Genomic DNA, 21385 nt, shown 5'->3' on the forward strand with positions numbered 1-21385 from the left:
CCTTGATAGAAACGAGGCCATCGCACGAACCGGCCGTCAATCGCGGAAAATACGCCGTCCACACATCATTGCACGGCCGGCCTGGAGTTCGGACCAGAGTCTCCCGCGGCCTTGGGCGGATGCTTACGGGAATAGGGCTGTAGTTCAAGTTGGAACAAGCAAATGGACCGAACAAAGTATCTTGAATAGTGGACGTGGGGCAGTGGTGCAGATCAGACTATCCTCAATAATCGATGCTCGAAATTGCGGCCCACGAGCCTATCGCGCGCGATCACGAGGCACTCGACCGTACCTGCGTCTTGATCGGCGGCAAGCGGAATAACGCCTTCCTTCTGTATGCTATCAAATAGCAATCCTTCATCGACGAAACAATCAATCGCCTCTCGGAGGGAGTTTAGTCGGACGTTCCGCACGGATGAAATCACGTGAGAATGGGAATAGTCGGATCCTAGCGTCCGGTCAGCAATGCTGTGCAGTACCGAGCCCCCGCCCCAGCGACCGTTCGCTTCATTAAAGAGCAGACTCCCGTCGATCGAAAAAACGGCATCTATGTTGATCATTCCGCGGTATCCCAAGGTCCGCGCAAGCTCCACAAACCGATAGGCGTGCTCGTAAGCGGTCGAGTACTGCTCATTGCTTAGGTCGCTTGGAAGCTCTAGTCCGGTCCAGACGAGAGCTCTTTCGGACGGATCTTCGCTTCGACGCAGACGTATGTTGCCGCTATTGACGTATGCTATGGAACCATTTTCCTCGATTTCAAACTCAAGATAAAAGAGAGAACGAGCCACGTGGTATGACTCTACGACCACGATTTTACATGAGGCGGTTGTCAGCTCAGACCAAAGTTGATCAGGATCAAACGACGGCCAAAGGACCCGCCGGGTCTCTCTTGCCCCAGGCAGTGGAGCGCTCTCCTTGCCGGTCAATATGACATTTCCGACCCCGCCGGCGCCATTGTCCAACTTTACAATAACGCTGCCGGTTTCAAGCCTTAGCGAGTTGACCGCTCTGAACAGTTCTTCTGAAGTTGTTGCTATGCATCCACTGGGCAACGGAAGCATGGTACTTGTTGCCAGTTGACGGAAGTGGCTCTTGCGGTTCAATAAATCAGGACCCCGCTGCAGAGCGAACTCGTCCCCGTTCTGCACTATGCCGAGCATCGCCGCTAAGCGCGCAACGCCTTCAGTAGCGTAGCAAGCATATAGCTTCCAATGTGTTTTGTCACAAATGTGGCGGCGGATCTGTTCAACAATTGTGTTGGACTGTAGAGTGAAATCACTAAGGACACCTATCTCGTGCGCGTTTTCCGGCACGAGCACCAAGACAGTCGATGGGTCGAACCTTAATGTCGCACCAACATATTGTAGCAGGTCAGTCGGGATCGGTACCGGAGAGACAATTACGTCGCCCGGTTGCGCAAACCATACGGAGCGCCAAGCCGACTTGGCGGCAAGCGAAAGTTGGAGTGCCGTTAGATCGGCACCGGACATTTGGGCGGTACCGGCATTCATAATTAGGATTCGCGGCATCAACGAGCTCCCTTGGCACTTGGCATATTGGACGGAAGCGCAGTCCCGCACTACATGAACGGGCGGCAGCGCATTCATGTAGAACATTTTGATCGAAACGACCTCATTGAGCTTGAGACGGAAGACCGCCTGCAGCAGGCGAATATTGGCAGCGCCCAATCCGCGATACTTATTTGGTGTCTCTTTGCCGAGTTGATCGCGCATCGAGCTCTTTCAGCATATAATGCTGAATCTTGCCGAGCGCCGTCCTCGGCAGTTCTTCCGTGAAAATGATTTCGCGCGGCACTTTGAAACGGGCGAGCTGCGACTGCATGTGCGCGCTCAGCGCTTCCGCTTCAATCCGCGCGCTTGACCTCCTGATCACATACGCCACCGGTACTTCATCCCAGCGCGAATCGGGCCGACCGACCACAGCGCATTCTGCGACATCGGGATGCTCCATAAGCACACGCTCGACTTCCGCCGGGTAAATGTTTTCTCCGCCGGAAATGATCAGATTCTTCTTGCGATCCTGCACCCAGAAATATCCATCGGCATCGCGGCGGCCGATGTCCCCCGTGTGATACCAGCCATTATGCAGCGCCTCGCCCGTTGCGTCTTGATTGCCCCAATATTCGCAGAAGACATTAGGCCCACGCACTACGATCTCGCCCAGGGTTCCTGGCGGTTGCCTGCTCCCCGCATCATTGATGATTTCCACTTCGCAGCAAAGGCCGGGCAGGCCAGTCGTACCCTCACGCGAGAGATCACCGCCGAGTCTCGTATAGACAGCAATTGGGCACGTCTCCGTGGAGCCATAGACCTGCAACACTGGTACGCTGCGTGCGACGAAGCGTTCGATCAGGTGCTGCGGCACCATGGTGGAGCCGGTGGAAATCGCTCTCAGTGAGGTGAGGTCGGTGGTCGACCACTGGGGATGCTCGGTCAGGGCTTGAATCGTGGCAGGCACCAGGACAGTCAGCGTTGGCCGGTCGCGCTCGATCGCAGCGAGCGTCGCCTCTGGCGTAAACCGCGTGTGAATCGTAACGGTCGCGCCGTGATGCAAAGCTGGCGTCGTCTGGATGTTGAGGCCACCCACGTGGAACAGCGGCAACACTGTTAAGACATGGTCTGCCGAGGTGATGCCGTGCATGTGCTGACTCATCATCCCATTCCACAGCAAGGCCTCCTGGCTCAGCACAGCCCCTTTCGGCCGCCCGGTGGTGCCCGAGGTATAGACGATCAGAAGCGGACAGGACAGGTCCGTGTGCGGATTGCGACCATCGCCGTGCCCTCGGTCTAGCAGGCCATCCCATCTGCTTCCGCCAAGAGGCGCAAAATCCAAGCCAACGACAAAGATATCCGGTAGTTGATCGGCCAGGGCTGGCAGGAGCGCCTCGAAGGCGTGTTCGAGCACCAGCACCTTGGTGTCAGCGTCGGACAGGATGAAGAGCTGCTCAGCGACCGCAAGCCTCCAATTCAATGGCACGAGCATTGCGCCGAGCCGCGCGCAGGCATAGAGCAGCAGCAAATGGTCAGGCCGGTTAAGACTAAGGATCGCGACGCGATCGCCTCTCTCGACACCAAGCTGGCTTTTTAGGGCGCGAGCGACCTGCTCGATCTTTTGATTGAAAGTCGCGTAACTTAAGGTCTCGCCCTCGAAATGGATCGCGGGCTTGTCGGGAGAGAACGCCGCGTTGCGCTCAATCAGCGCGCAGAGATCAATCATCAGTCTTCCGCTTTCCCTGGGTTGCACCGTATATCCTCCCGAAGCGGCAATGAGAGCTCATCAACGTCCCGGGATGTATCGATTACCGTTTGATGGTGTTAGATGAGGCGCCTTGCGTCAGGTATCTGCAAAAAGGATGCAGCTTGTGGCGATGTCATGAGGCTCAGGTAGGGGGATGTGACTCAAGGGCTCAAAGTGCAGGTTCTTGCTCACGTACTTTAGTTTGCTCAACAGGGCCTCTGCATACATCCGATAATTTCGATAAGCGCACCATGAGGAGAGTTTCTGCGATCCCAATGCAGGTTCGCTCCACATATAGGCGGCTCCAGCATCTCCATCTTTGAAGCCGACATGGCCCGGCATTGGCATTCAGTGTGATTGACTAGAAAGACCTTCCTGGAGCCGTCAGGTCCTTTCACATTGCCCCTCCGAGAACCGGGCAATCTTTTGCGATGCCGCGCCGATTGTGGCGGGCGGAATGTGCCGTTCCTGCTCCTTAGCTTCTGCAGCCCAATCGACCGTTATTCGTTTGCGCGATCTTGTCGCCATACCAGCTCCGAGGGATCTGTGCGGACAAAACAAAACCACGTTTCGTTTATTGACCGCGGCCGGCCGGAAACCGGTGCCTTTGATATCGTACAATGTGACGCTACGTACGATTCAAGTCGTTTTGGGCGGCCGCCGGGTGAATATGTTCAAACCCCTAAAACCTGCCGCGAGCAGCGATATACGAAACTGAAAAATGCACTGCCATTCTTTCCTCATAAGATCTGGCGCGAGCCGGGCTTGCGTTGCTATCCCAGCAGGCGCCGTCTTCGAGCGGCGCAGCTGATCAGAATCGAGTTGCCATTCAAGGCTGATCTTTTCGCCGCCATCATAAGGTTCGCATCAGGTAAGAAGCCGAGCTGCCAACAAGAGCCGCTATCCAGACAGATAGACGAGTGTCACGTGCATGCTGGGCACGAACTCAGGATGCGAGCTGCCTAGGATTTTTCTGATGAGAGCCGTCTTTCGATATGTGCGCGAATCGCATTGCTTTAGCGTCAATCCAGCCGCGCTCGCGCGCGCTTGCGACCATCTTGGCGAATGCTGCATCCCAGGTTTGTCCTTGGGGCAGCCAGGCAGGATAGGCACTAAATCAATAGGCACCAGAGCATTGTCCTGGTCAACGACCGTGATCCCATTCAAGTCTGAAGGCTTAGCGGCATGCGTGCCCTTCAAGACGACCTTAAACCCGCCAGTTGCATTTCTCCCTCCGGCGAGCATTCTATGATCATAAATCGGGATCCTTCATTGTGGCTTTCAACACTAGCCCAGCCGTCGAGTTTCTATTACGAATAGAGACCTTGCGGTGAAAACACGCACTCAGCCGTACAGTAGCGTTCGAAGCCCCCCACGGAAGTTGATGAGTGGATTGCCTTGAGCTGATCGCGTTGCGACGATCCGGCCGACAAAGATCCCATGGGTGCCGACGACTTGGTAATGATGCAAGACGCAGTCGAGCACACAAATTGCGCTTAGCAGAACCGGTACGTCAAGGACCCCATGACCCCATGCCGCTGTATCGAAACGGTCGGCGCCGTTGGCGCCGTGCCGGCCGGCAAAACGCAGTGCGAGGTCCTGCTGATTGCCGCCAAGAAGACTCACACAAAGGGTGCCGTTGGCGAGTATCGCGTCGTGAGTTTCGGAACTGGCATTAATGCCGACCAGCAGGCAGGGAGGCTCCATGCAGATCGAGGTAATAGAGCTGACAGTTAAGCCGCGCCGTCCGTCGGCCGTTCCGGTCGCTACAATGGACACGCCGCTCGCCAGATTTCGCATGGCTTGGCGAAACTCGATCGCCTCGATGGACTGAATTTCGCTTATCGGGGGAGGCGATTGCCAGCTCATAGCCCAGCTCCAGAGTGGCGTTTGACTTCGAACCTTTGAGGCATGCGGAGATCGCGCAGGTTCGCGACCGTTGAAGTTGCCTCCGCGCTGTTCGCGCTTGGTGGCACCTGTAATCTGACTGACCTGGCGATGCAGCTGAACACAACAGCTGGCTCCGCTTGGACATAACCTTCGTCGCGCCTCCGCGTCAGATCGAGTACGTTCCACTTCCTCGTGTCGTAGGGCGGGAAGAGCGACGGGCAGGATGCCGGTACTCCGAAGGGCTGGCCATCCGTAACCTGTCCGCGCGGGGCATCATTCACTGCAAATCATTCCTCGGTGGTGACATGGGCATCGCCCAAGCGCCATTTTGCCTGCTGATACTGTCGAGAAGGCGATTTTTCCCGGAGATAAGGCGCTCATCCAGCGTCGCGTGCAACGAAAGCCGCAGCTCAGGCGGGATCGAGGCGTCTGTATCGATCACTTCGCGAAGCTTACGAAACATGAGTTCGATCAGCGCGATCGATCCGGGTACCGTGTCTGTCTGCCAAGAAATCATTGTTTGCCTCTTTTGGCGCTCCAGCGCGGAGCGCGATTCACCGAGCCGCCTATCTCTTCGATGATCTCGGTGGGGCGCTTCGCTCCAGCTCTGGCGATCTGAGCGGCGCTCGATATGTCAGCCGCCGCCTTGGCCTCGATCAGCTCGGCAGGATTGATGCGGTACGCATGCTGCCGCCCGAAAAGCGCGCTGCTCCGAGCATAGACCGCACTCATCTGACGAATCTCTGCCTCGATTTTAAGACTTTCCATGATTCTGCCGTTAATCCCGCGCTAGGGCACCGTTATTTGGTTCAAACGCTGCATTTCGCCTCTCCATCACCGGCTGCACTTATCGCCCCACTCAAAGCAGGGGAGATTACCGGCTAGGGGCTGACGTGAGAGTTCTGCGGACCTTCCGAATGCTGAATAGCCGTCGTCGAACAGCGGCGCCGCCGAGCAGTATTCGGACCGAAGGGAGCTTGGCTGGGAGGTTTTGTCGCGCATTACTGCGCTCCGGTTGAAGCCGCCGCCTCGCGCGAGAGCAGCGCGCGGGTCGCCGCCCTCACATCAGCCTGCCGCATCAGACTTTCTCCGACCAGGAAGGTCGAAATGCCAAGCCGCGAAAGACGCAGAACATCGCCCTGCGAGCGGATACCGCTTTCGCCGACGATCACGCGATTCTTGGGTAGGAGCGGCGCCAGCGCCTCGCTGATCGTAAGAGCGGTCTCGAAGGTGCGCAGGTTGCGGTTGTTGATGCCGATCATCGGCGAGCGGAGTTTAAGCGCCCGATCGATCTCCTCGACGTCGTTGATCTCGATCAGCACATCCATACCATGAGACATTGCCGCAGCCTCAATCTCACGCGCGGCTTCGTCTTCAAGCGCCGCCATGATGATCAGAATGCAGTCGGCTCCCTGAGCGCGCGCTTCGGCCACCTGATAGGTGTCAAGCAAGAAGTCCTTGCGCAGCACCGGAAGATATGATGCCGCGCGCGCCGCGACCGTGGAATCAGGGTGCCCCTGGAAGAGGTGCGTTTCCGTCAGTACCGACAGACAGGCAGCGCCGCCCCCTTCATAGGCCCTGGCTAGCGAGGGCAGATCGAAGTCGCTCCGGATAAGGCCCTTGGTGGGAGAGGCCTTTTTGATCTCGGCGATCAGCGCATATTCATCTGCTGCGTGCTTGTTGCAGATGGCGGCGAGAAAACCCCGCGGCGGCGAGGCCTGCCGTGCGAGCGTTTCGACCTCTGAAAGTGGCAAGGCGCGCTTGGCGGCTGCGATCTCTTCGCGTTTGTAGGCTTTGATCTTCGTCAAGATATCGGACATCGGTTAGGCTCGGCTGTTAGGCGTTGGATACTGCGATTAGTTGTTTCAACGGCGCCGCCGCTACCAAGCGATTTCTGCCCTAGTGCGACGCCTTCCTTCAAGGTTTTGGCACGGCCGGCCACGATCAATGCCGCGGCCGCATTGAGAAGCGCGATACCGCGATATGGGCTTGGCGTGCCGTCGAGCACGCTTTTCAGCGCCACTGCATTGGCATTGGCGTCGCCGCCCTTCAGTCCCTCGGCTGGCGGGTCACCGGTGCCGATGGCTTGCGTGGCGTAGGTTTGGTCATAATTCATTCCTACAACCTAACGCAGCGTCAGGTTCAATCCCTTTTAGTGGCTTGGCTGAACCAATTATGCCGTCCCAATATGCAATCTCGCGCGTTCCAGAGTGACGGGGACACAAGCGTCTGAGAAACCACTTCGAAAGGTTAGTTACTGACATTGGAACGGGTCGCCGGGTGTTTCCAGGCCGACCAGGACGACTGAGAAATCTTGGCGGCCGAGGAGCGGGCCCGCCCGCGGCGGCCACGAGTGCTGCCGTCCCCTTCGCAAATCATGGTGTTTCCGACATTCATGCTGGTTATCGAACCGATCGGGATCGACGCCCAATCAAACCTTCAGGACAGACTCAGAACTCATCCTGCCTTGGGCTGGCTAAAATGGCTGGACGACTATCGCCGGCAACAGCCGTAGGGCCCGTACATTACATGGTTATCCTACGATGTTTCTAGTCGAGATCGTCACGGCACCTAGCATTGTCGTGCCAGATGGGCGAGACGAGGGCGCAATCGTCATCAGGAGCGTCCACAGACGATCGCGATCGCTTACCGGCTGTTCACGACAAAGATTCGCTACAGACAGCCGCGAAGTCGAGAACTCATAGCAGGCGCTAGGCAGTGTCTGGAAGTTCTTTAGCTTATGGATCTCGATCCACCTGCCGCTTCAGATCGGTGACAGCGGCGTGAAGCCTCGCATTACAACCACGCACCGCTGTTCATGGGCGGGTCAGTTTTTTATTCGCTTTCAGCTGCGCGTGATCGTTAGACCAGCATTCTCCAGGGCATCCAGGATCTTGCCCGCATCAGCCGGCGCGTCGTGTTGGTGCTCGCCAGTCAGGGCGCCGGCAATGACCGCGTACGCCTCCTCGCGCTCGGCCGGCTTGTGCACGGTATATTCGCCGCAGACATTGCAGGCGATCATCGGTCGACCGCTCCAGGGATCATGTGACGCGATTTCGCACTAGTCATCGGAGTTGCATTTCGGGCACTGCATGGGCGAGGGCTCCTGGCAGTTCTCAGCGAGCTCGGTTCTAATCAAGTCCAAAGGCGGTTGGGCAGCTTACCTCTGCAGAAGCATCGGGAGTGTGGAGCTCGCATCGGCCATTCCAGAAGCGAACAAAGCTAGCGAGGCCAGCGCGAAAACAAACGAACAGACGTGGCAAATGCGCGCGGCGTTCGCAGCGCGCAAGCGGCGCGCCTCTTGTATCCGTTGTGGCTCAAAAGTCCTGAGCCTCGAAACCGCGATTTCAGCAGCGGCGCCGGCGAACATTGCAAGGAAAGCGAGCGCAGCCCCCAACGCGAAGTACATCGCTGCTGAAGAGAGGGCGCCGATAAGGCTCAGATCGATTGTGACTCTGGTTGCTACGCCTTCGAGAGATGACATGACTGCAAGCCCAGCTCCACAGTTGATCAATATCAGAGCGCGAAGCGCAATCGGGACTGAATCGAGGGCAGCCTCTCTTACAAATCTGCGAACTTGGACCTTGCGAGGGACGCGCTGCGCATCTTCGCGGTTCAGGCCGTGATGCCATTTCCAGTCATTTACCGCCTGTCCTTGATCGGAATGTTCTTCAAATGTTGATTGTTTGTTGGACTTGTCCACTAGGTGTGCTCCTCGGTCCGTTCGGGGCGACGAGAGCGCCGCTTCGGGCGCTTCGGTCGCGGGCGTTGATCCTTTGAGAGGCGAAACCTAGTCCGGACCCAAAGGCGGTAGGCGCAAGCTGCGTGCTTGACACGGCGAATCGCTTTGGCTCAAGAACATATCGGCTCGGAAGCTCACGAAACCGTTTCGGGGCCGGTCGCCCGTGCTTGCGTCAAACTTCGCTGATGCATCAGCGTCTCAGTGGTCGCCACCGGAGCGGGTTCGAATTCGGTTTTCTCTAGCTGCTTCGAAAGTTTCGACACTGGAGCACATATAGTTCAGATCCAGTTTTTATCGACGGAAGGCCGCGGCGAAGGTGATGCGTTTTACTTATCTGCCTTTCCGTGAGCGTGGAGGTAGACCCAGCCGCCGATTTGGAAGCCAGTCAAATCGAAGAATCGGCATGATCAACGCCTTCTCGCTTTGCGCCTGATCCGATCGCTACATTCTGAAGACGCCGTAACGTGGCGCCTCGATGGGAGTATTGAGCGAAGCGCTCAGGACGATTGCGAGCGCGCTTCTGGTGTCGACGGGATCAAGAATGCCGTCGTCCCAGATTTCGGAAGTTGCATAGTAGGCGCTCGATCGTTCCCGATACTCTTCGACAATAGGCTCTCGGATGGCCGCCAACTCTTGTTCCGATAAGCGTCCACCCGCCCGGGCCAATTGTCTTGCCTTGACATGCGTAAGCACGCCTGCCGCTTGCTCTGCACCCATCGCTGAAATCTGAGACTGCGGCCAGGAGAACATAAAGCGTGAATCGAAAGCTCGTCCCGCCATAGCGAATGTCCCCGCTCCGTGGGAGCGGTTGCAAATAACCGTGAATTTAGGCACCGACGCTCCAGAGACGGCCATGATCAGCTTGGCGCCATCCTTGGTGATGCCGCGCCGTTCGTATTCGCGGCCGACCATGAAACCCGTGATATTCTGCAGAAACAGCAGAGGCGTTCGGTTCTTGTCGCACAACTGGATGAAGTGAGCGCCCTTCAGCGCGCTATCGCCGAACAGTGCGCCGTTGTTTGCAATAAGCCCGATGTGATATCCATAAAGGCGGGCGAAGCCGCACACCAAAGACTCGCCATAGCGAGGCTGGTATTCGTGGAATCGGCTGCCGTCGACCAGACGGGCGATAATCTCCCGCATGTCGAACTGCACTCGAGGATCCCTGGGAAGAATACCGTACAACTCAGACGCATCGTAAGCGGGCGGCTCCGGAGCGACTCTATTGATCGAGGCTTTCGTAGCAGGATTGAAGCCAGCGACAATGTCCCGCGCGATGGCAATCGCGTGCATCTCGGAGTTTGCGAGATAGTCACTCGTTCCAGACACGCTGGTATGCATATGAGCGCCGCCAAGCTCTTCGGCGGATACCGTTTCGCCCGTGGCCGCTTTCACGACCGGGGGTCCCCCTAGAAAAATCGCGCCCGTTCCCTCCACGATGATGTTGTAGTCGCTAAGCGCGGGGACGTACGCCCCCCCTGCGGTACAATGACCCATTGCGATGGCGACTTGCGGCACTGCCATCTTCGAGAGAATGGACTGATTGCGGAAGATTCGCCCGGCGTAGTATCGATCCGCGAAGAACTCCGCCTGCAAAGGCAGAAATCCACCAGCACAGTCGCACAGATGAACAACAGGCAAACGGTTCTCGATCGCGATGTCCAAGGCCCGCACGATCTTCTTGACAGACAGCGGATACCATGCGCCGCCCTTCACGCTAGCGTCGTCGGCGTGAACAATGACTTCGTGACCCGCTACGATGCCGATGCCGACGACCTGCGCTGCGCCGGGCACATCGCCGTCGTAAGCCTTGTTAGCGGCTAGAGTCGAAAGCTCGAGGAACGGCGTATCTGGATCGAGCAAAGCCTCGACCCGATCCCGTACAAACAGTTTGTTCTGCCGGCGCAGCCGCTCAAGTTCCCGTTCAGCGCGGTTGAAGCGGACGGTACGTTGTCGTTCCTTCAATTCGGCCGCGAGTCGTCTGTTATGGAGTTGGTTGAGGCGAAATTCTTGGGATTTGACATCCACTGCAGAAGCGATCCGCTGCATCTCAGCGCCCTTCCTCGGAGAGCGTAACCAGCACTGCGTCTTGCTCGAAGCTTTCGCCTTCGTTGAAGTGAATCCGGTCGATCACCCCGTCTCGTGGAGAGCGTATGATAGTTTCCAACTTCATGCTCTCGATTTTCATCAGCGGCGTGCCTGCGGAAACGGCTTGGCCAGGCGAAACGCTGGTCGTAACGACCAGGCCAGGCATCGGCGCGCGCGCCATCAGATGATGTGGCTTATTGTTCGCGCAAGCGAGCGTTCTCAATGGGTCGCGGTAGTGCAAAATGCGCGTCCTGTCGCGCATATGCACATGAACAACATCGCCGTCGATGGCGAACCGAACCGGTTCGCTTTCGCCAGCGATGGTAAGAACGCCGCGGCCTTCGCTTTGCTGGGAGAACGCGATTGGAGCAATCACTTGATTGCTCAAGCAAAGCCGATAGCCATGTTGGCAACGCGAAAGCGATAGTTGATAAGCTACGCCATCAACTTCAAAATAGTGGTTCACGTCAGTTTCTCCAGCTGCCCAGCGCTACGTGAAGCTCGGGCACGGCATCTGCAGATTCGCGGACAGGTCTCGCCAGGAGGGCGGCTGTGGCGAGGAAGTCAGATAAGTCGGACGCGGGTTCGCTCGATGCAATATGCGGATTTTCCTCAAGATATCCCGTATGGACGTGTCCGCTCAAAAATGCCTTGTCGTGGAGGATACGTGTAAGAAAGCTTACGTTTGTCTCGCAGCCGAGAAGCACCAGCTCGCGCATCGCCCGATGGGCCTTCAGCGCAGCCTCCATGCGCGTGGGCGAATGCACGATGATCTTTGCGAGCATGGGATCGAACGCTGTCGTGATCTGCTGGCCTTGCACGATGCCACTGTCGACCCGTATGCCGTCGCCGTCCGGATACTCAAGAACAAGTACCTTGCCAGTCGTCGGAACATACCCACGTTCCGGGGCTTCCGCATACAGTCTAGCCTCGATCGCGTGTCCTTTCGAGACAATATCGGATTGCGAAAATCCAAGTTCGCGGCCGGCGGCGACATAGATCTGTTGCGCAACAAGATCGATGCCGGTGATCATCTCGGTCACACTATGCTCAACTTGCAGACGCGTATTCATCTCGAGAAAATAGAACTCTCCGCCGCCGTAGATGAATTCGACAGTGCCTGCGTTCTGGTATTTGGCGGCACGCGCGATGCCCGCGGCAGCTTCGCAGATCCGCCTCTGCAACTCCGGCGATAGTGTGGGGGACGGCGCCTCCTCGATGACTTTCTGGAACCGGCGCTGGACCGAGCACTCTCGCTCGAAGAGATGGACCACGTTTCCGAAGGAGTCGCCGAGCAGCTGGACTTCGATGTGCCGCGGGTTTTCGACGTATCGTTCGATGTAAAGCCGGGCATCGCCGAAGTATCTCTGCGCCTCACTGCGCGCCTGCGCAATCGCTTCCTCCAAGTTAGCGACGTCGCGCACGATCCGCATGCCCTTGCCGCCACCTCCAGCCGATGGCTTCACCAGCAAAGGAACGCCGACAGTTCGCGCCCTGAATGTGAATGTCGCTGGATCATCTTCTTCGATCGCGGAAGGTGCAACCGGAAAACCGCTCCGCTGAACGAAGTTGCGAGCCCTGATTTTGTCGCCCATCAGTTCGATGCTTTCCGGAGCTGGCCCGATGAAAGCAATGCCCGCCTTTGTCACGGCCCTGGCGAACTCAGCATTCTCGGAGAGAAACCCATAGCCCGGATGAAGGGCGTCCGCGCTCGCCTTGTGGGCAGCAGCGATGATTTGCGGGATATCGAGATAGGCGGCAATCGGAGTGCGACCGCTGATCGCAATCGCCGTGTCAGCCATGGCAACAGCCGGCGTCCCCGCATCCTCATCGTGGTAGACAATTGCAGAGCGAAGCCCCAGCCCTCGCAAGGTTTTGATGATTCGTACGGCAATCTCGCCTCTGTTGGCGATCAGAACGGTTTGGAAGGGTATTTCACGCATTCGCCTGTTCGTCCAAGTAAGTGTCCAGCGCCAAGAATTCCGTCATTCGCAAGCGGTTGGTGCAGCCTCAATTACCCGCGCCCTTTCATCTGTCCCCATTCGGCGTTGCCATCCTGCAATTCAGCCCCAGGGGCTGGTCTCGAACGTAGGCAATCGAAGCCGGCGGGCTATCGGCGCCGGCTCACTTCGAGCTTTCCTTTCGCTTGGCAGAGTCTCGAAACGATATCACGTAGCGACATTGGTCACTCAGGTTTCCGAACTTGGCTCTGAGACAGGAAGTGATGGCTCCTGCATCAGGTATGTGGCTGCTACAAAGGCGAAGCACGTCCGGTGTGCAAGCTTCTCGTTCCTCCGGTGTCGCCAGCCGATCTCGCGCACCCGCCTGTTCGGCGCATAGAACCGTGGTAGTCACAGCAGCAACGGCAAGTGATGCTGCACAGCGGTGTACTTTGAAAAACCAAGACCGATACGTTCGCAGCTTTTGATTCACGATATCCTCTTCATGTTGAGACAACCTGCGGTATTGTCCTTTCTGCGCGAAGCGCAGCGTGACCTGTCTACCGCGAAACAGGGCGGGACCATTCAAAGCATTGACGGCCGCGGAAGCGCACTCGCGTATCTGCACACCTATCGCAGCGGTGCTTCGGTCGTCCTATTCGTAGATGCCGTAGCTTCCGAGCGCATGGAGGCGGCTAACAAGCCGCCGGTCGCCGATGAGCCAGAGCCGCCAACGCCGGGCGAAACAACGATTGCGACCCGGGTAGACGAAAGAAGTTTCGATACCGGTAAGATATACCTCGCAAGCATTGTGGATTGAGCTACCTCCAAATGCCGCCGAAGCTGCATCTGGTCGGGGAGAGAGAACCAGGAGCGGTCTGTAACAGCCGTGGCTATCACCCACATGCTGCGCAGATCGCGCCAGACTCTCATCCTATTCCGGGCGCAACGTGGTAGGTTTGCGATGCGGCTGATGGACCACTTTGCTTTCGGGTGAGTGCTCGAGCATCGTGATTTTGCGACGTGAGCTCACGAGTGTGGGACATTAGCAATTCTCATCACTTGGTTGGAAGCGTTGAAATGGCCAGAGGGGCGCCACCTGCTTTTTAAGACCGTACAATCTAACGCTACGTGCGATTCAAGCCCTCGCCAGGACTACTCGTGTGGATATATCTAAAACTCGCAGGCCCAAGTGCCATCTGGCGCGAATAGGGTGAGAGGCCTTGCACTGGCAAATCTCAGTTCCATTCCCATCTAGCCCGAGCGGGGCCGTGCACGTAAGCGCTAGGTCCAGCACGGCTGATCCCTTAAGCCGGCAAGTGGAGCGATCGAAAATTGAACAGGTTTTCGATCCTTGTCAGCGTAAACTGCGCGTAGCGGTAGCAGTTCGAAAGCGAAGAGCTTTTATTCCCGAGATGCAGGCGCTTTAGATGTGCCGCCTTTACACGTTCGTCCTGGAAGAAACTTGACCTAGCGCGCCTTCGAAGGAAATCGTCGCGCCTACGGGTGTATCTTGCTGGGTCCGGCTGCCACCGAGTGTCTGCGAGGCATAAGCAAAGCCAAGTTTATAAACAGCTCAATACGTGCGCACCCGCTTGGTCGGGCTCGGCCTCGCGCAGGGCGCGTTCGAGAAGGCGCCGACATTCGTGAAGGAGCGGCAATTCGGGCGCCCGATCGCCGATTGCAGTGGAGGCTGGCAGACATGGCGAACGCGCTCAATGCGGCAAGGTTGTCGCTGCATCAGGCTGCGCTCAGCGCCGATCCCTTTCCCGATCCGCTTCTCGCCACGCAGGCGAAGATCATCGCTTCCGAGGCGGCCAACAATGTGACCAACCAGGCGCTGCAACTGTTCGGCGCCAGGGGCTATTCGCGCGACTATCCGCTCGAACGCATGGTGCTCGACGCTCGCATGTTCACCATCGCGGCCGGCACGGCGCAGGATGATGAGGACGCTGGTCGCCTTGAGGATTCTTGACACAAAGACCCCCCAGACCCGCGACGGAGACCTGGAGGCTGTTCAAACGCCCTCGCTGGCGGCAAAGTGAGCTTGATCAGACCGCCCGGCTGTGCGTCGCAGCGGAGCTGGCAAGATGCGCATCGAATGCTGATGCGACGCTGCGAACCAGGAATTCCGCGCCCTCGCTGATTGAAAGCCGATCGTCGATCATGGTCACTGCCCCGTCGACGATGAGGCGTTCGATTCGTGATCGATCGACGATGGCGGACTTGAGGTCACGGCCGTGTACCTTGGATATCCGGGACAGATCGACGGCAAGATCGCACATGATCCGCTCGATGATGTCGGCACGGAAACGATCTTCCGCGGTGAAGCGATAGCCCTTGGCGATCGCAGGCCGTCCTTCGGCGATGCGCGCGAGATAGTCGCGCGTCGGGACGATGTTCTGAATGAAGCCTTGCGGCATGCGGCCGATCGCACTGGCACCGAGGCCAATCAGCGTGTCGGCGGAATCGTCGGTGTAGCCCTGGAAATTGCGCTTTAGCCGGCCGTCCTGCCGCGCGATGGCCAGATTGTCGTCGGGAAGAGCGAAATGGTCGAGGCCGATGCGGACGTAGCCGGCGTCCAGCAGAGCCTCCGCTATTGTTTCGGACTGCAGGTGGCGCTTGATGCTGCCGGGAAGGGCATCATCAGCGATCTTGCGTTGATGCCTCTTGAACGAGGGGACATGCGCGTAGCCGAACACCGAAAAGCGATCCGGGCGGAGTTCGATGCATTTGGCGACGGTATCGAGACATGAATCCACTGTCTGAAGAGGTAGGCCATAGAGTAGGTCGAAATTGATTCGCTTGATACCAAGATGGCGCAGGCGCGCGACCGACGCTGCGGTTTGCTCGAAGCTCTGCATGCGATTGATGGCGCGCTGCACGGCGGGATCGAAGCTCTGGACTCCCAGGCTCGCGCGGTTGACGCCGCAATAGCCGAGCGCCTTCGTCATCTGTTCAGTCAGCGTGCGCGGATCGATTTCGACCGCGATCTCCGCATCGGGCAGAACGAAATATGCATACCGCAGCGCGCCGACGAGGTCCGCGAACATCTCGGGCGACATGATTGTCGGCGTCCCGCCGCCGAAGTGAATATGGGAGATCGGCAGTCGCTGGCCGATCGTTTCGGCTACGAGCCCCGCTTCGGTGCGCAGGCCCGCTGCATAGTTTGCGATCGGGTCCTCGCGCTTGGTGACCGAGGAGTGACAGCCGCAGTACCAGCACATCGACCGGCAGAAGGGCACGTGCAGGTACATCGACGCCGGCTGCTGGAGCGATATCGACTTCAGCCAGCGGCGGTAGTCCTCCTCGCCGATGGCCGGCGAGAAGTGCGGAGCCGTGGGGTAACTGGTGTAGCGCGGCAGCCTGTCCTGCCCATAGGGTTGCGCCAGATCCGATCGCATCTGCATTTCTCCTTCACCCCGCCGGATCATGTAGCGGACCCGGGGCGGAAGAACTTTGTTCTAGCTCAACCCGCCGGTCTGTCGCCGACGGTTAGCGCGCGCACTCAGAAATCCTCATTGAGCTTGGCTCGACCTGCGCTCAGCAGAGGCCGGAGGCGCACCGGTCATCAGGACAGCCGTCATCGATGCAAATTGAGTTGACGGCTGGGCCGGGTGACTTCCGCAATTTGCGCAAGCCAATCGCGTCCCCGGCTTCACTCCCTCCGAAATACGGATTGGATTCGAATTTGCGAATTTTGCGGGGAGGGCAACTACGTAATGATACGGAGGGCTGGTGTCGCATTCTCTTCATGCACGAAGTGCATCTCATGTACATGAAACCCAAAGATCCGTTCTACGATCCAAAATTCTGGCGAAGCCGTGCGGAAGCGACGCGGACCAAAGCGGTGTCGTTCGCTGAAGGCAAGTCCAGAGATAGGCTCCTTAAGATCGCCGAGGAATATGAGAAGCTAGCCCGACGCGCAGAGGAGTGGCCGACGCTCAAAAAGGATGGCGACGCAGCACCCGATCGCAGTTCCTGATGCTTGGCCGGATTTTCGATAAAATCCTGAGTAGCTCTCTAGGAGCGGTTAGGGTGGTTCCTTTTGCTCGATGCGTCACACGCATGCGGGCCGATTTGGATTACTCGGCCGTTAGCATTCACTCATCGGGCGCGTGATCAACCTCACGATTGAACAAGCGATGCCTAAAGTTTGCACCCTGGTTCTTTATCTCGCAGATCCGGTACCGTCCCGAACCTTGATCGCTATCTCTGGAGGAGGCTGAGTGCGACGTTTCCTCTAACCATGGAGGCATCCACGGCTGCTGACCTATTCCACGAACCTGGGTGTCATACGGTCTGATGCAAGCGAAAAGCCATCCGATGAAGCAGCCTAGCCTTTTCGTACCGCTTCTTTGCGGAACCCTTGCGATGGTCAGCTGGAGTATCGGAAACGTCCTGTCCAAGGCCGCCCTCTGCTGTATCGAGCCGCTCTCGCTATTAACAGGGCAGTTGGCTGTGAGCGCCGCAAGCCTGACCGTACTATCCATCTGGTCAGGCGCGCCGCCTCGCTTGAGCGATTGGCGTGCTGGCCTTCCGGGCCTCCTGCAGCCGGCGCTTGCGTCTGGTTTGTCGACCTTCGGCCTGACGATGCTGCCGGCGTCTGTGGAAGCGATCCTGTTCGCAGTTGAAACGCCCATGATCATACTCCTCGCGTGGTTGATTCTTGGCGAGATCCCCAACCGGGGCGTCGGCTTGCTCTGCTTGTTGGCCCTTGCCGGAGTTAGTTTGCTGAGCTGGACCTCTGAACCCGATCCCTACGCAACGCGCGGACTGGGAGTCGGCCTCGTCCTCGGCGGTGTTCTATTTGCCTCGCTCTACAGCATCACAGTCCGGTTGATGTCGGATCGGATAGATGCGCTGCGGCTTACGACAGTAAGCCAAATCGTCGCGTTCGCAGCAGTGGCATGTGTATGGATTGGTGTTCGTCCATTGCCGATGCTCACGCCAACTATCACTGATGTTATTTTGGTGGTCGCATCCGGATTGCTGCTCATGTCAATTCCGTTTCTTCTCTACGGCATTGCGCTGGAACGCATGAGCGCGACCGCGGCCGCACTGTTGCTGCCGCTAGTTCCGATGTTTACGTCTATCTTTGCATCTGTTTTTCTTCAGGAAACCCTGACTGCAAAACAGTGGCTAGGTGCTGCCACTGTTCTCGTGTCGGCGCTTGGAATGCCCTTGGCCCTGCGTTGCAAACCGCACGATTGACCTGGATCAATTTGGCGCAGGCCACGTCGTCTCGCTAGCGGCCCAACCAAGCAAAAATGCGCGGCTTCCTCGGCCGCGGCCAGTTACAGGTGGACAGTTCCTCTTTCAGATGTCTGGGGCAGGAGATCGAACCTTCCAACCATTTCACCCTCGGGCGGCTCGCTCGATCGTCGGCGACCAAAATCATTCGGGCCGTCGGCACATAATCGCACCCGGAACATGGCTCCTCGTTTCGCGTCCGGCCCAAATGACGCGACAGAAGCAGGATCAGATCGTCTCGCCTTCGATCTGCGCATCGCACGTTAGCCGCGAGGAGTTGCGCCGGGGCCTTTGCTTGCGATCCAGCGATCGACGAGCTCGCTGAGGAGTCCGAAGGGAAGTGCACCGCTGCCGAGGACGATGTCGTGGAACTCGCGCGCGTCGAATGCCCGGCCCAGCTGAGAGCTTGCCTTGCTCCTCAACGCGAGCAGTTGCTGCATGCCCACCTTGTACGCAGTAGCCTGGCCCGGTAAGACGACATAGCGTTCCACCTCACTTATGATTTCGGACAAGGGGTTCGGCGTTACCTTGCTTAGGTAGTCGATCGCTTGTTCGCGCGTCCAGCGACTAGCGTGGATGCCGGTATCCACCACAAGCCGCGTTGCGCGCCATAGCTCCGCCGCAAGCCGTCCGAAATCGGACATCGGATCGCGATACGCACCCATGTCCTTGGCGAGCGACTCAGCATATAATGCCCACCCTTCCGCATAGGCGGTGTACGAGCCGAACTTCTGGAAGGCGGGAACTCCGGTCAGTTCTCTCGCAATCGCAATCTGCATGTGATGACCCGGCACGCCCTCGTGGTAGGCGAGAGCTTCGAGCTGGAACGTCTTCAGAATCTCCATTCTGGACAGGTTAACATAGTAGACGCCGGGCTGGCTGCCGTCAGCCGTCGTTCGCTGATAGAAGGCGAGGGCCCCAGAGTTCTCACGGAAGGGCTCGACGCGCCTGACAACCAAAGGAGCCTTGGGAAGCCTGCCAAAATAATCGCCGAGCTTGCGGTACATCGCATCCAAAATGCGGGACGTTTCGCTGAGGTAGGTGCTCCGTCCCTCCTCGGTATCGGGATAGACAAACTTGGGGTTTGTCTTGATGTGCTTAAAAAAGGCGGCGAGGTCGCCGCCAAAGCCAAGCGAGTTCTTTATCTTTTCCATCTCTCCGTGGATCCGGCCGACCTCCTCTCGTCCGCACTCGTGGATTTGGGCGGCCGACAGCTCCGTCGTGGTTATGTGCCTGAGCGCCTGCGCGTAGAACTCAAGTCCGTTGGGGTGCTTCCAAGCGCCATCGTCGGTGCTGGACGAGGCCTCGAGTCGGCCCGCCGCCGTAATCAAATCGACGTAAGCCGGCTGGACGAACCTGATCATCGCTTGGATGGCTGCTTCAATAAGCTTGGGCTTCTTCGCGTAAGATATTGGCAGCGCCTCGAGCTTGATGCGGAAGTCCGCAAGCCACGTCGAGTCCTTTCCTGAAGCATGAAAGGGCACCCCACTCAGAAGATTGCGACAATCCTGGATGACCTTGTCATAAACAAATCTGGGAGCGAAAATCCCCTTACGAGAACGCAGCTCGACACCGTCGATGAGTTGTGCGACAAACCTGCGGACGCCCTCGAGGCGAGAGATGTAGGCCTCCGCATCCTCGACAGCATCGATGGGATGATGGTTGAGCAGGAAGGCTGGAATGGACGATTGCCAGCCACCCATTTGGTTTAGAGGGTAGTTGTAATGCCGGAACTTGTCCGCTTCTAGCGCTGTTACGCAATTACTCTCGAACAGCCGATAGCTGAGCTTGGCCGCGTCCGGCAACGTCTGAGGATCGAAGTCCGCGCGCAGTCGATCAAGGTCCTGCCGAATCTCGCGAACCGCTTGGTCCCGTGCTGGTTCGTCGATCTCGTCCCATAGATGCTGGCGATCTTTGCGCCCCAGCAGTGCGGCCTCTCTCATCGGGCTCAGTCGGATTTGCCGTTCGAAGGCCTGTTCGAAGAAAACACCGAGCGCCTCGGTTTGCGGTGCGGCCGTAACCGACTGAGGCATGGTAGGCTTGTTCATTCTGTTCAAGGTCCTCGATTGAAAACTGCGCGCCGAGTCCGCCCCTGAAGATCACCGCACTGCGGTTGTGAGATGCCGCGAACGAAGCAAGCGGCGTGCCGAATTGAACTGCAGATTTTTGACGGCACTTCGTAAGTGTGTGTAGCGTCAAGTTGCCGACATTGGTTCTATGGCTGACAATCGCCGCTGCGGTGTCCCGACAGAACGTTGCGCAGCGGGAAGCTGCTTTTTTGAAGAGCTTTCCCATGGCGCACTCAATGTGCGCCTTTGCAGGGGTCCGGCGACGAGCACCGACGCAAGGCATGAATTCCGTGCATCACTCTTGAGGACGCCGCAGAAGGGTGGTCTTGAAATCACGCCGACGCTGATTCGCGCTGTGGCCGTTGGCGCCTAGCGCCGGGGAGGAGCCCGGGAAGTACGCGGGAACCCCCAAATTCGCCCAGATTTGAGGCGGGTTGCGCTTTGCTCCTAGAAAATAGGGCTTTCCCCACTCATAAACGAACTTACAGGGGCTACATGGACGCACCGGCGAGCAAGCCGGCTGTGGAAACATGGCCCTTTTAGGGATTACGGCCGCACGAAACGGAATTCGCGCCGGCATCCGGCCGAGCAAATCGCCCAGATCGCCGCATCTATCCGGCAATGGGCGGGACGATGCCGATCCTAGCCGCCGAGCGATTACGCTCGGCGCGGTCAAAGCCAAGATGCAGAAGATTTCACTAGCGACCTGCGGTCGATGAAATGTCGCCGCGTATTGGAGAGAACACTAGCGGCCGCAGTTTCGCAATGGATGGCGAACGAGCCGGCACGGCGGATATGCCGTCAGCAGCGCATCTGCAACGGCGGCGAGGACGCATTCGGCCAAGTCAATACGGTCGCAGGGCAAGAAACGCTCAGTTTTCTCCGTAATCGCATCACAAGCGCTTTTACCTTCGCTACCACCGTCTACAATCTGGCGCGACCGCGGGGACGGCGATGTCCAAGACCCGGCTTGGCCCAGACCCTGAACGTTGGCGCATCATCGAAACGGACAGCTGGGTAGTCGTCCGTGAAGAAGATTGATTTCACGCTGGATTAAGCCGACCGCCGGAGAAGAGTGCGGTCAGGAAGAGGTGCAGCAAAAGCCTGAGCCAGCGGATGAGGCGGCGGAAGTTGTAGCCGGCGGC

At 58.0% G+C, this 21385-nt stretch carries 18 protein-coding genes; 4 read left to right on the plus strand and 14 right to left on the minus strand.

Annotated features, from left to right (window positions below):
• Positions 1-212 precede the first annotated feature (212 nt).
• The 12 genes from AC0QUY_RS39565 to AC0QUY_RS39620 all read right to left on the minus strand — a co-directional run bounded on the left by AC0QUY_RS39565 (position 213) and on the right by AC0QUY_RS39620 (position 12921).
• Positions 213-1733, minus strand: coding sequence for a preATP grasp domain-containing protein (locus tag AC0QUY_RS39565; protein ID WP_246738310.1), 1521 nt, complete (start codon positions 1731-1733; stop codon positions 213-215).
• A complete protein-coding gene (locus tag AC0QUY_RS39570; protein WP_161856792.1) occupies positions 1699-3234 on the minus strand; it encodes a class I adenylate-forming enzyme family protein in 1536 nt (511 codons plus the stop codon). Before AC0QUY_RS39570 ends, AC0QUY_RS39565 begins: the two co-directional genes overlap by 35 nt.
• A 1368-nt stretch (positions 3235-4602) precedes the next feature.
• On the minus strand, positions 4603-5127 hold the full coding sequence (locus AC0QUY_RS39575; RefSeq protein ID WP_246738309.1) for a flavin reductase family protein: 525 nt from the start codon (positions 5125-5127) through the stop codon (positions 4603-4605).
• Positions 5128-5425: 298 nt separating this feature from the next.
• The gene (locus AC0QUY_RS39580) at positions 5426-5665 is read right to left on the minus strand and encodes a hypothetical protein (protein ID WP_202639121.1); all 240 of its coding nucleotides are present in this window, start codon (positions 5663-5665) and stop codon (positions 5426-5428) included.
• On the minus strand, positions 5662-5916 hold the full coding sequence (locus tag AC0QUY_RS39585) for a hypothetical protein (protein ID WP_161855473.1): 255 nt from the start codon (positions 5914-5916) through the stop codon (positions 5662-5664). The genes AC0QUY_RS39580 and AC0QUY_RS39585 overlap by 4 nt, the downstream gene beginning before the upstream one ends.
• A 233-nt stretch (positions 5917-6149) precedes the next feature.
• Positions 6150-6968 carry an indole-3-glycerol phosphate synthase TrpC gene (gene trpC, locus AC0QUY_RS39590; RefSeq protein ID WP_161855472.1) on the minus strand — a complete coding sequence of 273 codons (819 nt, stop codon included), beginning with the start codon at positions 6966-6968 and terminating at the stop codon, positions 6150-6152.
• A complete protein-coding gene (locus tag AC0QUY_RS39595; protein WP_371419327.1) occupies positions 6953-7264 on the minus strand; it encodes a hypothetical protein in 312 nt (103 codons plus the stop codon). The genes trpC and AC0QUY_RS39595 overlap by 16 nt, the downstream gene beginning before the upstream one ends.
• A 729-nt stretch (positions 7265-7993) precedes the next feature.
• Complete coding sequence (locus tag AC0QUY_RS39600) at positions 7994-8170, minus strand: hypothetical protein (protein WP_156434855.1); 177 nt, start codon at positions 8168-8170, stop codon at positions 7994-7996.
• Between the two features lie 138 nt (positions 8171-8308).
• Positions 8309-8851, minus strand: coding sequence for a hypothetical protein (locus AC0QUY_RS39605; RefSeq protein ID WP_161855471.1), 543 nt, complete (start codon positions 8849-8851; stop codon positions 8309-8311).
• Positions 8852-9331: 480 nt separating this feature from the next.
• Positions 9332-10939: an acyl-CoA carboxylase subunit beta gene (locus AC0QUY_RS39610; RefSeq protein ID WP_161855470.1), complete on the minus strand. Its 1608-nt coding sequence runs from the start codon at positions 10937-10939 to the stop codon at positions 9332-9334.
• Position 10940: 1 nt separating this feature from the next.
• Complete coding sequence (locus AC0QUY_RS39615) at positions 10941-11444, minus strand: acyl-CoA carboxylase biotin carboxyl carrier protein subunit (protein WP_202639120.1); 504 nt, start codon at positions 11442-11444, stop codon at positions 10941-10943.
• A gap of 1 nt (position 11445) precedes the next feature.
• Positions 11446-12921, minus strand: coding sequence for an acetyl-CoA carboxylase biotin carboxylase subunit (locus tag AC0QUY_RS39620; RefSeq protein ID WP_161855469.1), 1476 nt, complete (start codon positions 12919-12921; stop codon positions 11446-11448).
• A 442-nt stretch (positions 12922-13363) separates the two neighbouring features.
• Here AC0QUY_RS39620 and AC0QUY_RS39625 point away from each other — a divergent pair, with 442 nt between their 5' ends.
• A complete protein-coding gene (locus tag AC0QUY_RS39625) occupies positions 13364-13738 on the plus strand; it encodes a hypothetical protein (RefSeq protein WP_161855468.1) in 375 nt (124 codons plus the stop codon).
• An 861-nt stretch (positions 13739-14599) separates the two neighbouring features.
• On the plus strand, positions 14600-14893 hold the full coding sequence (locus AC0QUY_RS39630; RefSeq protein WP_474417145.1) for an acyl-CoA dehydrogenase family protein: 294 nt from the start codon (positions 14600-14602) through the stop codon (positions 14891-14893).
• 76 nt (positions 14894-14969) lie between these two features.
• On the opposite strand, the gene hemN is transcribed toward AC0QUY_RS39630, so the two are convergent.
• Positions 14970-16322 carry an oxygen-independent coproporphyrinogen III oxidase gene (gene hemN / locus AC0QUY_RS39635; RefSeq protein ID WP_161855467.1) on the minus strand — a complete coding sequence of 451 codons (1353 nt, stop codon included), beginning with the start codon at positions 16320-16322 and terminating at the stop codon, positions 14970-14972.
• Positions 16323-16507: 185 nt separating this feature from the next.
• Here hemN and AC0QUY_RS39640 point away from each other — a divergent pair, with 185 nt between their 5' ends.
• Positions 16508-16903, plus strand: a complete 396-nt coding sequence (locus AC0QUY_RS39640; protein WP_246738307.1) for a hypothetical protein — start codon at positions 16508-16510, stop codon at positions 16901-16903.
• Positions 16904-17244: 341 nt separating this feature from the next.
• The gene (locus tag AC0QUY_RS39645) at positions 17245-18132 is read left to right on the plus strand and encodes a DMT family transporter (RefSeq protein WP_161855466.1); all 888 of its coding nucleotides are present in this window, start codon (positions 17245-17247) and stop codon (positions 18130-18132) included.
• A gap of 302 nt (positions 18133-18434) precedes the next feature.
• On the opposite strand, the gene AC0QUY_RS39650 is transcribed toward AC0QUY_RS39645, so the two are convergent.
• Positions 18435-20219 (minus strand): DUF885 domain-containing protein, encoded by a 1785-nt coding sequence (locus tag AC0QUY_RS39650; RefSeq protein ID WP_161855465.1) that lies wholly within the window; start codon positions 20217-20219, stop codon positions 18435-18437.
• Positions 20220-21385 lie beyond the last annotated feature (1166 nt).

It is taken from the genome of Bradyrhizobium sp. WYCCWR15520, from assembly GCF_056174665.1.